At 55.9% G+C, this 13,688-nt stretch carries 12 protein-coding genes and 4 pseudogenes; 8 read left to right on the top strand and 8 right to left on the bottom strand.

All coding sequences use genetic code 11. The features are described 5' to 3' along the window. The coding region (locus KGB29_RS24475; protein ID WP_141201491.1) for an NAD(P)(+) transhydrogenase (Re/Si-specific) subunit beta at window positions 1–118 on the top strand (118 nt) is incomplete at its 5' end. A gap of 77 nt (window positions 119–195) precedes the next feature. Here the strand turns inward: KGB29_RS24475 and KGB29_RS24480 are convergent. The 4 genes from KGB29_RS24480 to KGB29_RS29020 all read right to left on the bottom strand — a co-directional run bounded on the left by KGB29_RS24480 (window position 196) and on the right by KGB29_RS29020 (window position 4,252). Next, window positions 196–1,299: a GlxA family transcriptional regulator gene (locus KGB29_RS24480; RefSeq protein ID WP_150815365.1), complete on the bottom strand. Its 1,104-nt coding sequence runs from the start codon at window positions 1,297–1,299 to the stop codon at window positions 196–198. A gap of 527 nt (window positions 1,300–1,826) precedes the next feature. Continuing rightward, on the bottom strand, window positions 1,827–2,483 hold the full coding sequence (locus KGB29_RS24485) for a DUF6988 family protein (protein ID WP_218544102.1): 657 nt from the start codon (window positions 2,481–2,483) through the stop codon (window positions 1,827–1,829). A 107-nt stretch (window positions 2,484–2,590) separates the two neighbouring features. Beyond that, complete coding sequence (locus KGB29_RS24490; protein WP_218544101.1) at window positions 2,591–3,361, bottom strand: nuclease-related domain-containing protein; 771 nt, start codon at window positions 3,359–3,361, stop codon at window positions 2,591–2,593. 234 nt (window positions 3,362–3,595) lie between these two features. Then, the gene (locus KGB29_RS29020) at window positions 3,596–4,252 is read right to left on the bottom strand and encodes a GIY-YIG nuclease family protein (RefSeq protein ID WP_411740518.1); all 657 of its coding nucleotides are present in this window, start codon (window positions 4,250–4,252) and stop codon (window positions 3,596–3,598) included. Window positions 4,253–4,492: 240 nt separating this feature from the next. Here KGB29_RS29020 and KGB29_RS24500 point away from each other — a divergent pair, with 240 nt between their 5' ends. From KGB29_RS24500 to KGB29_RS24525, 5 genes and pseudogenes are all read left to right on the top strand, one after another. Then, complete coding sequence (locus tag KGB29_RS24500) at window positions 4,493–5,308, top strand: transporter (RefSeq protein ID WP_150813977.1); 816 nt, start codon at window positions 4,493–4,495, stop codon at window positions 5,306–5,308. A gap of 467 nt (window positions 5,309–5,775) precedes the next feature. Next, a pseudogene (locus tag KGB29_RS24510) lies at window positions 5,776–6,072 on the top strand (SDR family NAD(P)-dependent oxidoreductase); the annotation flags it as partial. 35 nt (window positions 6,073–6,107) lie between these two features. After that, window positions 6,108–6,590, top strand: a pseudogene (locus KGB29_RS24515) (DoxX family protein); the annotation flags it as partial. A 255-nt stretch (window positions 6,591–6,845) separates the two neighbouring features. After that, window positions 6,846–7,292, top strand: a complete 447-nt coding sequence (locus KGB29_RS24520; RefSeq protein WP_150813974.1) for a hypothetical protein — start codon at window positions 6,846–6,848, stop codon at window positions 7,290–7,292. Window positions 7,293–7,534: 242 nt separating this feature from the next. Then, window positions 7,535–8,983: an amidase family protein gene (locus KGB29_RS24525; RefSeq protein WP_150813973.1), complete on the top strand. Its 1,449-nt coding sequence runs from the start codon at window positions 7,535–7,537 to the stop codon at window positions 8,981–8,983. A 117-nt stretch (window positions 8,984–9,100) separates the two neighbouring features. On the opposite strand, the gene KGB29_RS24530 is transcribed toward KGB29_RS24525, so the two are convergent. Both KGB29_RS24530 and KGB29_RS24535 read right to left on the bottom strand, forming a co-directional pair. Beyond that, window positions 9,101–10,042 (bottom strand): GlxA family transcriptional regulator, encoded by a 942-nt coding sequence (locus KGB29_RS24530; RefSeq protein WP_057715310.1) that lies wholly within the window; start codon window positions 10,040–10,042, stop codon window positions 9,101–9,103. Window positions 10,043–10,767: 725 nt separating this feature from the next. Further along, complete coding sequence (locus tag KGB29_RS24535) at window positions 10,768–10,986, bottom strand: GDCCVxC domain-containing (seleno)protein (protein WP_150813972.1); 219 nt, start codon at window positions 10,984–10,986, stop codon at window positions 10,768–10,770. 165 nt (window positions 10,987–11,151) lie between these two features. Between KGB29_RS24535 and merR the strand changes: the two genes are divergently transcribed. Further along, the gene (gene merR, locus KGB29_RS24540) at window positions 11,152–11,550 is read left to right on the top strand and encodes an Hg(II)-responsive transcriptional regulator (RefSeq protein ID WP_150813971.1); all 399 of its coding nucleotides are present in this window, start codon (window positions 11,152–11,154) and stop codon (window positions 11,548–11,550) included. 150 nt (window positions 11,551–11,700) lie between these two features. Here merR and KGB29_RS24545 read toward each other — a convergent pair whose 3' ends face one another. Both KGB29_RS24545 and KGB29_RS24550 read right to left on the bottom strand, forming a co-directional pair. After that, window positions 11,701–12,243, bottom strand: coding sequence for a histidine phosphatase family protein (locus KGB29_RS24545; RefSeq protein ID WP_150813970.1), 543 nt, complete (start codon window positions 12,241–12,243; stop codon window positions 11,701–11,703). Window positions 12,244–12,260: 17 nt separating this feature from the next. After that, window positions 12,261–12,467, bottom strand: a pseudogene (locus KGB29_RS24550) (oxidoreductase); the annotation flags it as partial. A 299-nt stretch (window positions 12,468–12,766) separates the two neighbouring features. Between KGB29_RS24550 and KGB29_RS24555 the strand changes: the two are divergent. Beyond that, window positions 12,767–13,688 (top strand): annotated as a pseudogene (locus KGB29_RS24555) (copper oxidase); the annotation flags it as partial.

A 13,688-nucleotide genomic window follows, 5' to 3' on the forward strand; every position in this document is an offset into this window, starting at 1 on the left:
CTCGATGGCCAGCGGCTACGCCGGCCTGGACAACGAACTGTTCTACCTGGACAAGACCATGATGGTGTTCGGCGACGCTAAAAAGGTCATCGAAGACATGGTTAAAGCCGTCGAGTAACCCTCTGCGCAACACTGAAATGACGCGCCCTCCCCTATCCTGCGAACGTTATGCTTTCGCAGGATAGGGGTGAAGATTTATAGACGAACGCTGGCAAAGGTTGACTCGTTACGTGCCTGGCTCAACGCTGACAACGGCCCGGACAACGGCGACAGCACCAATGCTTGCGGCAGCGGCATCATCGCCACCTGCTGCGTGGTATTGGAGCCGACGCGCTCGTCACGCGGCGGAATGCCGAAGTACTCGCGGTAGCACTTGGAGAAGTGCGGCGTGGACACAAAGCCACAGATCGACGCCACTTCGATGATCGACATCGGCGTTTGCTTGAGCAACTGGCGCGCACGGACCAGGCGCAGTTTCAGGTAGTAACGCGACGGCGAGCAGTGCAGGTACTTCTGGAACAGCCGCTCCAGCTGGCGACGGGACACGTCGACATACACCGCCAGTTCGTCCAGGTCGATCGGTTCTTCGAGGTTGGCTTCCATCAACGCGACGATTTCCTGCAACTTCGGTTGATTGGTACCGAGCATGTGCTTGAGCGGCACACGCTGGTGATCCTGTTCGTTGCGGATGCGCTCGTAGACAAACATTTCCGAGATCGCGGCCGACAGTTCACGCCCGTGATCACGGCTGATCAGGTGCAGCATCATGTCCAGCGGCGCAGTACCGCCGGAGCTGGTGAAGCGGTTACGGTCGAGGGTGAACAAACGGGTACTCATTACTATCCGCGGGAAAGCTTCCTGCATCGCCGCCAGGCACTCCCAGTGCACACTGCAATCGAAACCATCGAGCAGTCCGGCGCAAGCCAGGGCCCAGCTGCCGGTGCACACCGCACCGAGTCGGCAGGCCTTGCGGGCCTGGCTTTGCAGCCAGGATACGTGTTCACGGGTAACGGTGCGCTGAATGCCGATACCACCGCAAACGATGATCATGTCCATCGGCGGGGCTTTGTGCATGGAAGCGTCAGGGGTGATTTGCAGGCCGTCACTGGCCCAGACCTGGCCGCCATCGACGGTGAGGGTGGTCCAGCGATACAGCTCGCGACCGGACAACTGGTTGGCCATGCGCAGCGGTTCTACAGCGGACGCCAGAGAAATCAGCGTGAAATTGTCCAGCAACAGAAAGCCGATGGATTGAGGCGCACGGTTCTGGGGTTGGGCCCCGGAGTTGAACGTCGTCATCGCGGTATCTCCTCACACAAAGCGGGTGATTGGCCTCAGGCAAAGGCTCTTTTTTATACTCCCATCCAAAAGTTGGTGGGTTTGTTCCTATTCAACCTGCAAAGGTCATACCCAATTACCTATGTTTGAACGGATCCAAAAACGACATCACCCAATGTCTCTACGCTGAGGGTTTGCAGGGTGGAAGTCATAAGGAAAACGCTTGATTTTGAGCGCGTGCTTATCAAGCGTGTGCACATTCGTAGCACATGCGCGAGAGATGCCTATAAACGACGACTTATTTGTAACCGACACTCACATGTCGGTTTTTGAAAACAATAATGACCAATGCCCGATTTTGGGCTGGCACAAGCGTCATGCGCTATAAAAGTGATCTGCGACCGGGAGCAGAAAGGCTTGCGCAGTATTACGATCAGTTTGGACGACTGCTATTGGCCGATAACTGCCTGTCGTGAGGGGCTGAAACCGACCCATTGCTGCCGTTCACTAAAGACTGCAAATGGCCGAAAACTGACTGTTCTGAACGGTCAATGAGCCGGCTCGGCCGTATGCTTGTATGGTGGGTTATTCACAGGGAAACAGTCTTGGAACTCCGTGTAGATGCCCACCATAGTTCCTGCCTCCTGCGGTACACCACTCAGGATCAGAAGCAGATTGCCTGCGATTCCGAGCAGACCATTCGAGAGCTGGACCTCTGTTAAAACCAGCTCTGGTGGAAACCCCCTTCCGTGACGATTAACTGCATGGATACCTCCATGCACGTAGGAGCTCAAAGGTCTCCAAGAGTAGTGCTTAAACTCCTTTAGGTGAGCTACCGGAGCGTGCGGAGCTTTCACCTCAATCTCCTCCAACATTTGGCTGAGCATAGGAATTTTGCTTGCCTGCTTTGCCGTCTCTTGTGTGAGATCAGCAAGCATCAAATCCACCTGGCCGTCCTTGGCTACATAAAGCACCCAAAGTGCGCGAACTAGCGATTCGTACTGTACTCGTAGCAGTGCAGCAGCAGAGGTGTACAGCCCTGCTGCTACCAGATGCTTCAGGCTCCGGGCGTGCTCAAATCCTAGACTAGCTAGCGTTTGGGTTGTCTGAAGGCGGCTGGAAGCATCGACTAAAGGCAGGGCGAAAAAGCCGACAAGCCGGTCCTCAAGCATGGCCGAACGTGCCAGTAATTTATCGAAGTGCATACAGATGCCCAAGTCAGAGAAGAGTCATGTCGGTAGGATTCTATCGGCACCGGGCAATGACCGCATCCGTAACCGGCCATGTCTGCCACCCCATACTCATGCGCCCACTAGAGCCTCTGCGTCACTCGGCACTTGGGAAACGCCGAACAGCCCCAGAACTGTTGCCCAGCATTCGGGCCGGACTTCACGGTGCGAATGAGTAATGCACTGCCACATTTTGGGCACTTGCGCTCGGCTGTTGGATCATTGCGGCGCTTGAGGTTTTGTACATGTTCACGGTGGGTGGCCGGACCTGGCGGGCGCCGGCCGCGTTGCAGAGCTTGCACAAGAGCTTCAACTTCAGCATCAGTGAATACCGGCTGCTTGAATGACTTGATGTAACGAATGAAGCCACTACCCTGGGTGACATTGGCGGGCATCTCGGATTTGAAGGTGCTTGCGCCAACAAAAGTGACAACCGAGTGCAGATGTTCCGGTCCGACGCCGAGAGTGGCCTGCAGAGCCTTGAGATGTTTGTAGTTCTGCCGCAGTGGGTTCTGGAATGTGAATGTCTTTTTATACAACTTCTGTGTCCACTGCGATTGCCTTTCGTTACCGAATATCCAGCCACGTTTATTCTTGGTCTCCACAACGAAGATGCCGTAGGGAGACAGGAATACATGGTCAATCTGGGTGGTGCCATCGATCGTATTCAGCGTGATGTTGTGCGTGCGACGGTAGGTATGCTTGTCCAGTAGACATCTGGCGTACAGACGTACCAGGAGCTCGCCCCTGTGCCCCTTAGCCCAGAGTAACTTCAGTAGACTGATTAGCAGTAATAGCGGGATAAACCAGCGAAGAGCATCCCAAACCTGCATGAAGCTATGAGTGAAGTCCATTCCTCTGCCTTTAATATGCAGCCGAATCGAGCATCAATGGACCATAGCGCGCCACGAGGGTTTGTCCATTTCGAATTTACTCTCGAGAACGCGCACTGAATGGCTTCTGGCCGATTTCTGCCTTTCGCGAAGGACAGAAAACAACCCGTTGTGGACGATGACTAAGTTTGGAAATGACCGGCGGTCAGAAAGCTGACAAAGCCAGTCGATAGGATGTCCGAATCGATTGACCTGTTAGCGAATAATCGGCAGTTCCCGCGCCTTGGCCTTGGCGGTCCGCCGGACTTCCGAAAGCGTTTGATGGAATGCATGCCGCCTATTCTGATCAAGGTTGAGCGGTAGCGAAAAAGTGCAAATCATGTGTTCCTCTAACACCCAGGGCGCTGGGCGCGGGCACCAGGTGACGAAGGCGTTTTCTTCAAGCCACTCCGACAGCCTCATCTCACCCGAACTGAACGTCATTCGGAATCCGCTCCCAACGCGGCGCAACTCGATTCCAAGTTCTTCCGCAAGAAGGCAGCCAAGAGTGAGTCTGAGCGTGGAACCCTCCGCGTTGCCGCGGAAGTGGTATCGCACGCGATGAAGCAGGCTTTGCTTGGACGGAGGTTGTCCGTTGGCAGGAGGATGGCGAGGAGAAATGCCGGTGTAGAGGAGCGTGAGATCTTGGTAGGTGTGGCACCCGCTCGTCGGAACTCCAGGCGGAATGCAACGGAAATACCAGGCATAGACACCAGGTTCCCTTGGCACAGGGCAAGGGCGGGAGAGCACTTCAGAGCGAGTCCACAAGCGACTCGGGTTCAGCAGTGAGATAGCTTCTTGCACGCTAACGATCCCAGCGAATGAAGCGAGAGATTTGAGCGCATTCTTAGCCATTACGCACGACGTGTCCATGGTCTGCTTTTGGCCGTTTTCTGCCTGTCGTGAAGGGCAGAAATCAACCCATTGCTGCCTTTCAGACGGCTCAACGGAACGTTAGTTAATACGAGTTAATCCGACTGGCCGGAGACAGTATTTTTCCCCGTCGAACATAGTTCAGATACCTGATCTAAGCTCATCGGCGGCAGGGTCATCCTCAGCCTTGTAACCGCGATACAACAACCCAAGCTCTCAATTTCGAGAAAGGAGTTGGAAATGAACAATGGCGTTCGACTTGTTCCTTTCATTACCTTTGCGGTGGTATGGCCCGAAATTAGCCTCGCCGTCGATAGTCAGGCCGAGCTGGCCAAGCAAACGCTGAATCCCGTCGCCGCACTCTACAGCGTACCTATTCAGTACAACTGGAACCAAAAACTTGGCCCGAGCGGTGAGGGCTACCAAAGTGTCACCAACATCCAGCCAGTGCTGCCATTCAGTATCAATGACGAGTGGAACCTGATATCCCGAACCATCCTGCCGATCATTGATCAACATGGTCTGGTACCTGGTGGGCAGGCGGACAAATCCGGTATGGGGGATGTGACCCAGAGCTTCTTTTTTTCACCCAAACAGCCGACTTCCAGTGGTTGGATTTGGGGGGCAGGACCGGCCATTCTGGTGCCGACCGGCAGCGATGAGCTTTTGAGCAGTGAGCAATGGGGGTTGGGGCCCACAGTGGTGGCCCTCAAACAGAGCAATGGTTGGACCCGCGGCATTCTGGCCAATCACATCTGGTCGCTGGAAAACAGCCCGCCCGATGACAAGGACAAGGTCAACGCGACTTTCCTGCAACCTTTCTTCAGCTACACCACTCACACCTACACCACCTTCGGCATCAACACCGAATCCACCTATGACTGGCAGACCCGCGAATGGTCAGTGCCAATCAACCTTTTCGTCACCCAGTTGTTCAAAGTGGGCCATCAACCCATGACCCTGCAAGTAGGACCACGCTATTGGGCAGATAGTCCGAAAGATGGTGCCGAGGGCTGGGGATTCCGGGTGGCGTTTACACTGTTGTTTCCCAAGTGAGCGCCAAAGCTCAATGGAGCATGTAAAGCGTCTGCTTTTGGCCGTTTACTGCCCTTGGTGAGAGACAGAAAACGACCCATAGCTGCCGGTCAGCAGCGGCAGAATTCGGCGAATAGCTGCCTGTGAGAGCCGGCAGAAACCTGTCAGATCAGTCAAGCCGCTTGCTGTTCGGCAATTTTTTTGTCCGTATAAACAAGCTACTTCTAATCCAGCAACTCATCTCGAATGAGGTTGAACAGGGGCAGTAACTGTTCACCGCACTGAATCACCCAGCGCGCCAGCGTCTGGCGCGGGATAGCTCAGCTTGCGGCTCAAAGCTTCATTCCGAGCCCGAACGGGCAGACTCAAAGACGTGTGTTTCGCTAACGTGACGGCGCAAAAGGAGGTATCTGCGTCATTTAGGTCAAAAGCGTGTTGGCGTAGATTTGTTCCTGAACCCGGTACCCCGCCGGTTAAAGGAAACTGCCATGAACACCCGCATCCACCAAGGTACTGCGCTGGCAACTGGCGCATCTTCTGGTTTTGGCGCTGTTTACGCTGACCGGCTTCCCCGTGCTGGCTACGATCTGATCCTGGTTGCTCGCCGCGTCGAAAAGCTTAGCGAACTGGCGCGGGCGATTACCACGTGCACTAGCCGCTCGGTTGAGACTATCGCAGCTGATCTCACTGGCGCTGACGATCTGGCCCGTGTTGAGCGCGTACTTCAAACCGATTCTTGCATCACCGTGCTCGTCAACAACGTGGGTGTCGGCGCGACCGGCCCTTCGAAATAGGGCACGCATTGCCCGAGGAAAACCAGATGTCGAACCGAAACCAACAAGTCGAGCAGTCGCTGACATCCCGTATTGATGTTGTCGGGCTTTGGTTGGCGCCCTTTGGGCTCCGCATTTTGCTCGCATGGGAATTCTTCGAATCCGGACTTGAGAAGCTGCAAGGGGCGAACTGGTTCGCCGACCTTGGCGACAAGTTCCCGATGCCCTTCTCTTTGCTGAGCTCGAATGCGAATTGGACCATGGCAACCTGGTTCGAACTGGTCGGCAGCTTCGCTTTGCTGCTCGGCTTGGGCACCCGTTTTGTCGCACTGTCACTGTGGGTGCTGACAATAGTGGCCACCTACACCATTCACTGGCCGTCAGATTGGTCGAGCTTGAGCGAGCTGTGGCAAGGCTACGCAATCAGCAACGATGGCTACGGTAACTACAAGCTGCCGTTGATCTACCTGGTCATGCTTTTGCCTCTCATCCTCAACGGATCCGGTCGACTAAGCCTCGATCATCTCATCGAAGTCCTCCGAGACTCAGCAAGTAAGAGCTCTGCTGATCCGAGTGTTTGGGGGCTTGTGCTCCTGACGTTGGGGGTGACGGTTTCGCTATTGTTGCCGTGGGTGGGAGGAGCGTTGGCGGGCATCGCAGCGATCCTGCTGGTTTTGTCCCGCAGACCTGGCTCCGTTCACATGCCGCTTTCCAAATCTTGACTTGCTACTGCATTTCGCAGTGCTACCCAGCGGCTTCGCCGCACCCCACCTGGAGAAAATGTAATGTCTGATAAAACCATCCGTAACAAGAGTATTGGTCTGATGAGTGTCGCGCTGGCCGGGATCGTTCTGAGTGGATCGGCTTTTGCCGTACAACAATTGCCGCAAGGCTACATGCTTGCCGCGTCGCACACCGGAGCTGAAGGGAAGTGTGGTGAAGGTAAGTGCGGTGGCACGGAGACCAAGACACAGGCAAAGACCACCGAAGGGAAGTGCGGTGAAGGCCAGTGCGGTGATGCGATATTCAACTCGATCGATACGGATGATGATGCGCGAATCTCGCGCGCCGAGTTCCTCGTGGTTGAGCCGAAGGGGCAAGCCGTATTCGCGAAGAAGGACACCAACACAGACGGCTACATTGATGAAATGGAGTCGTACCTGAGCGTCAAGGCGGCCTATAACGAGAACGGCAAGGAACTGCCCAATGGTCTGTTCTCTACCAAGGAGTGAACCATTCACTTCATCGTCATGCGCCTCCGCTTTACGCGGGGGCGTTTTTTTATGTTTCTGCCGACGATGTTGACCTTATCTCAACGCGATGTGGATCTTCGTTAGATCGCTCTGATCCATTGGCGGACGGGCAATGTCCCTAAACGAGGTATATTCGACATTTCGGACTTTGCGCGGTGTGGGTAGATTCAAGTCACGACGGGAGCATCCCTCGTCTCAACCCAACCTACCGTGAGGTTTGTATGCTTAAGGGCGATGACACTGGAATATCACCTGACAGGTTCAGCGAACTTGGTGTTGCTGCTGCGGCTGCCGCCATACGTAGAGGCGACATTTCGTCAGAATCCTATACTGCGGCGCTACTTCGGCGAGCCCACACCTTCTCTGACCTGGGCGCCTTTATCACGATCGACGAAGCCGCAGTGCTTGCCGCGGCGAGAGCCTGTGATACCGCTCGCGCTACTGGTTCTACCGCCCCGTTGTTGGGCGTTCCGGTTGCGGTCAAGGACAGTTATCTAACGCAAGGTCTACGGACAACACTCGGCATCCGCAGTTTGGAGAACTTTGTGCCAGCTCGAGATGCAGAGGTCGTTAGAGCGATCAAGGATGCCGGGGGCATAGTGTTCGGCAAGAACAATCTTGTGGAAATGTCATATGGTTTGACCGGACATAACAGCCACTTCGGCCAGGCGAAAAATCCGCACAATCCTGAACACGTGACCGGAGGCTCTTCGAGTGGCGCGGGAGCATCGGTAGGCGCTCAGATCGTGCCCGCGGCTCTCGGCGGTGACACCGTGGGTTCTATCCGCGTGCCAGCGTCGTTCTGTGGTGTAGTGGGGTTCAAGCCCAGCCCGGGGCGGTGGTCTGGTGATGGGATTGCTCCCATCTCCCATACGCTCGATACAGCGGGTGTATTCGCGCGCACCGTCGAGGATTGCGCACTGATCGACCAGGTCGTCACGAAGGCGACATCTACCGTTCATGGTGACTGGACGGGTCTTAGAGGAATCCGGCTAGCCTATGCTCCCCGGCAACATCTTGAGCGTATCAATCATGAAGTTGAGGAGCACTTCAAAGAGACGATTCGTCGGCTGTGTGACGCTGGTGCGGAAGTTGTCGAAGTAGACCTTGGTGAAGATTTTTTCGCCATGACCGAAAGGTCGACGTGGAGTATTTTCTTCCATGAGACGATGGAGTCGGTCGCAGGCTTCCTTCGCAAGAATCGGATACCGAGCTCATTTGAAGATATCTACAATGAATTGAAGCCTGGCTTGAAAGATGCTTGGGGCCATCTTGTATTGCCGAGTGGCGCTGGATTTATTTCCCATGAGACATATCAAACCGCGCTTGATCATGATCGTCCGGAAATCCAGCGCCGATTTAATATGGCATTTTCCAGCAGTGGGGCTCAGGCGCTCATCATGCCAACTACCCCCTGTCCTGCACCAACGATTGAGCAACAGACGAAGTTCACCATCGCAGGGCAGGAGGTCGACGACCTGGCTCTCGCGAGGCATACCGTCGCTGGGAGCATCGCAGGGTTGCCGGGCATTAGCATTCCGATGGGAATGTCCAGCAACGGACTTCCTATCGGTCTGGAAATAGACGGAAAGAATGGTGACGACCGAAAGCTCCTTGAACTTGCTCGTCGCGTGGAGGCGGCAGTAGGAGCGGTAGCGCGCTCCGTCTGAACGATAGGGCATGTATCAATTGTGTAACCGTGGTTAACGGAGATACGTCTAGTCATGGCCCGGACTTAACTGGTCCGGGTCGCAAAATGTAATTCAATCCCATAGTGATCAACATTCTTAAACTTCCGCCAATCGCGCATTGCGTCGCAGAACCTGCGGGGGCTGCCCGAATGCACGCAAGAATGCGCGGCGCATTCGCTCTGTATCGATAAAACCGGTTTCGGAGGCGACTTCGTCTATTGAATGACGGCTTTGCTCTACCATTACCCTCGCTGCCTCTAAACGAAGGTGTTGGACTGCTTTGGCGGGCGATTGTCCGGTTTCGGCTCGAAACGCTCGACTGAACTGCCTTGGGCTCAGATGGGCTGCCATTGCCAGTTCTTCTACTGTAAGAGGGGCGCGCAGATTCTGGCGGGCGTGTGCCAATGCACGTTGGATGCGATCGGACTTGGCGTCTAACTCCAACAGCGCCGAGTGCTGAGACTGTCCGCCGGCACGTCGATGATAGACGACCAAGTCTTGGGCAACCCTACGGGACAGTTCCGGGCCAAAATCCTTCTCGATCATGCCAAGCGCCAAGTCTATGCTGGCGCTCATCCCGGCGGAGGTCCAGATAGGTCCGTCGATGATGAAAATTCGATCGTCCTCTACATGTGCTTTCGGAAACTGTTTCTGAAGATCGCGCGCATGAAACCAGTGCGTGGTGACTCGTCGACCATCGAGCAATCCTGCTTCACCAAGTATAAAGGCCCCCGTGCAGACCGATGCAGTGCGCCGTGTGGACTCGGATGCCTTACGCAGTTGCGTTATCAAGTCAGACGGAGAGGGTGCCGGATGCATCGAGCCAGTGACGATCAGCGTATCAACCTTGCTGCTCGACAGCGGACTCGTTTCAACAGGGGCACCAAACGAGTTGGGAACAGCGCCACCGCTCTCCGAGAGGAGTCGGATGCCATACAACGGCTCATTCGCCGTGCCGTTAGCGAGCTCGAACGCGGAAACTGCTGCCAATCCCATGATTTGGAAGCCGTGCGGCAAAACAAAGCCAATCGTGATCATAGGACAAACCTCTGTGGCCTGACATGAGCTATACGGGTATTTCAAGCCATGGTCAATCATCTTGCATCCCACTCGGCCCCTTAGAAAATGCCGGTCGATTCCCTTGTTATTCAAAGGTCACGAAGGCGGGCTGTAATGTGAAGGACGGGGTCTATAAGGAATAGATCGGCGGTAAGGGCGTTCGCGCTGTCAGGTGGAGCTTTGGTTTCTGGCCCCGTGTGCGGTGCTTGTTTGCAAATGGTCCGAATCACCATTGAGGGCTGTACGGTAGCCCATCGTTTATTGAAGTGCATTAAACAGCCACGCTTCAATATATGTCCTGCTCCTTGACCTGCCCTTGAGAGCGCAGAGGCGGCTACTTCTCGCTGTTTTCTACCTCATGCGATGGGTAGCTATGGGTCGAAATTAGCCCTTCACGACAGGCAACTATTGGCCGATTTCTGCCTGTCACCAAGGGTAGCAACCGACCCATTGCAGGCACTCCCCAACGACTGTGATCGGGACAAAGCTAGCTGCCGAAAACGGCACCAAATGCGGACCGACCGATCGTCACCAATTGGGTCAAAGCCAATACAGGAGAGCCATGGTATACAACCAGCCGATGGTGAGGGTGATAGTCAGGTAGACCATCACGAGCACCAGAGCGTGATTCCACATGTCACTAACCTCCCATAACCACCGTTGGAGGCGCGTCAGGGGCGTCAGATCAACGGAATAAACATAGGTTAGGCCGTACCACAGCATCCGCGCTGCTCCTGAAACGGCGGGCACTTCACCGTGCCAAACGAACAGAACACACAGCAGTCACCGGGGTTAGGGCGTAGCAGGGTTTTGCAACTGCCACACTCGTAGAAGAACTGGCAGGCATCCGTGGGCATGGCCTCCTGCCTGGCGAAACCGCAATGCGGGCAGGTCAACACGGATTCGAGGATGACGGCGCTCATGGTTGCCTCATTTGTGCATGGTGGAGGGATAACCCGCATTCGTCGTCGCCTTGGTCAACGCCTCAGGGTCCGCCGATCTGTTGAGCCATCGTTTTCTTCATTGAATCGATCTAACCTAGAGTCACTCTAAACTCCGTACCCGGGTACAGAATCAAGGGGCGTGTGATGGCGACAGGGCTGAGTATCGGCAAGTTGGCGGAAGCTGCCGAGGTGAACATCGAGACTATTCGCTATTACCAGCGACGCGGCTTGCTGGATGAGCCGCCAAAGCCGCTCAGTGGTTATCGGTGCTATCTACCGGAGCAGGTCAAACGGTTGCGCTTCATCAAGAGGGCGCAGGCGCTGGGATTCACGCTGGATGAAGTGGGCGCACTGCTGACACTTGATGCGGCCTGCACTTGTCGCGAGACTCGAGCACTGGCCGTGCGCAAACTGGCCCTGATCGAGCAAAAGATGGCCGACCTTGCCGCAATTCGGCAGGTGCTGGGCGGACTGGTGCAGGAGTGCGATGCAGGCGACGGCGGGGCCGCTTGCCCTATCATCGATGTGCTGAACAGGGAGTGATGCCTGGTTGCAGGGCATCGTGCACAGGCGTCAGGCCAGCAACCCATGCAGCGCAATCGTAGGGCCGCTTGCTAGCGGTCAGGAATGACCGCTTGTGGCCGCTTTCTGCCTGTCGCCACCCGCAGCAACAGGTATCTGTCCAGGCACCTTTTAAGCACCGCCATATAGGTACACCGTCACACTCCAATACTGGCTGCCGTTACGTTTTTGACGAACCCATCCATCTGCCACCAGTTGTTTGGCGATCATTCGATTCATAAAGCCATGACCGAGCAGCAGAACCGGTCCTTCGCTGGCAAGGGACTGAAGTCGTCGAGCTGCCGTGCTGGCGCGCATCCTCGCAGTGCCGGCGGATTCGACTCTGCGTGAGTAACCGCACAACCATAAGACTCGAAGGATAAATGCCCATGTAAACGGCGATAGCCGTGGCAGTTTCCAGTGACCGTAAGGCAGTTGCGCTTCACAGAAAAGCGCGTCGACAAGGGCGGGCTTCAGGCCAAGAGCCTGGACGGAGGTCAGCGCACGAGGCGCGCTGCTTGAGACAATCACCGTGGCGGTTGCGGCGAGCTGCATGCTGGCATCCGGGACGGGTTGATCGGTTATTTCGGACTGGTTGTATTGCTCGATCCAGTCTTTCATATCGAGCGCTGACATTTTGTCGGTTGCGACCAGCTTTGGCTGGCCGTGACGCATCAGGATTATTTCCCTACTCACAGTATGTTTACGTCCTTGTTCAGGTGTGCGGTCAATGTGGAAGAAGTGCGGTTCCGGGAACTTAAGGTTTGACTCTCGAACCAATCGTGATCGCGGTACCACGCCACCGTGTCGGTGATTGTCAGCTCTAGCGCCCGGAAACTCAGGCCAAGCTCTTGTTCAGTTTTGCTGTGGTTGAAGCAGGTGCGGTCCTTCTCCGCGACTATCGCCATAAATGGGGCACTACACCCACCCAAACAGGCGTTTACCACCAAACTTGAGGAATATTCCCCACTCCCCCTTCTCTGGCTTAAAACACTTTAGAAACAGATTGTTAATTAGGTTGAATTTTTTCTTCGCCCTACAGTAATGGCTCATTAGTTGCACACCCCCTGGTACCCGTAACAGCTGTCGCCCCGGATTTGGAGACGACGGGACATCACGCGTGGGGTGAAAAATGAAATGCACGACTCCATCTTGCGACTCCTTCGGCTTGCTGCGCAAATCAAGCCTGCATTGTGCGATGTTCCTTACCTTGGCCACGGCAGAAGCCGCACCGCTGGATGATTTCGGCCCGCCACCACCGACGGACCCCTCGGCGTTTACCAATCCGCCGGCCGACCCCAAGGCTGCGCTGGATGCCATAGAGGCCATGCCACCCGCCAACACGGGCGCCTACGCCCTGCCCAACGGAGTGTTCGGCACCCGCACCACGCCAACGGTCGACAACGTGCTGCCGCCAAACTTGCAAACTTCCTTCAAAATCCCCACCAACGGCAAGCCCAGCCCGTTGTTCGGGGCCCAGCCGTACACTCAGCAACTGCTGCTGTTCGAAGAATTCGGCACGGAAAAACTCGACCCGACACTGCCGGCACCGCCCCTGACCTTCCCGGTTCCGATCGTCGGCCCGGCGCCCACGCAGGACCCGAACAATATCGCCCGCAGCGGCCCTTCGGCCGCGGCGCTGGAAGCCTTCATGCGCCAGCCGGGGCTGTACCCGTTTCCGTCGCAGTTTTCCAACGTGCTGGACCGCAACCCGTGGAAAGCGCAGATCGAAGCCTTCCTCAACCGTCATCCGGTCGGCTCGCCGGCCGAAGGTCGTCCGCCAGGAAAAGGCTGGTCGCACCAGCGCTGGAACGAGTTCTACCCTCAGGTCGCCTTCAAGACCGCTCAAGCCGGCGCCAAGCTCAACGGCGGCATGCGCGACCGCCGGCAGCTGCACAACTACGCCGTCGGTGAGTTCGGGCCGGGCGGGCTCTACAACCAGACCTCGGACAACCCGATCATAACGGGCACCACCAAAGGCATCGACACCCGCTTTCACCCCAACATGCCGATTCAGAACCACAAGGCGCTCTGGACTTTCGACGGCACCTTTCCGCCAAAACTGCTGATGGTGCGGTACGGCCAACCGGTGCTGATGCGCCACTACAACGCCCTGCCGA

The organism is Pseudomonas sp. BF-B-30 (assembly GCF_019956305.1).
GTDB lineage: Bacteria > Pseudomonadota > Gammaproteobacteria > Pseudomonadales > Pseudomonadaceae > Aquipseudomonas > Aquipseudomonas jessenii.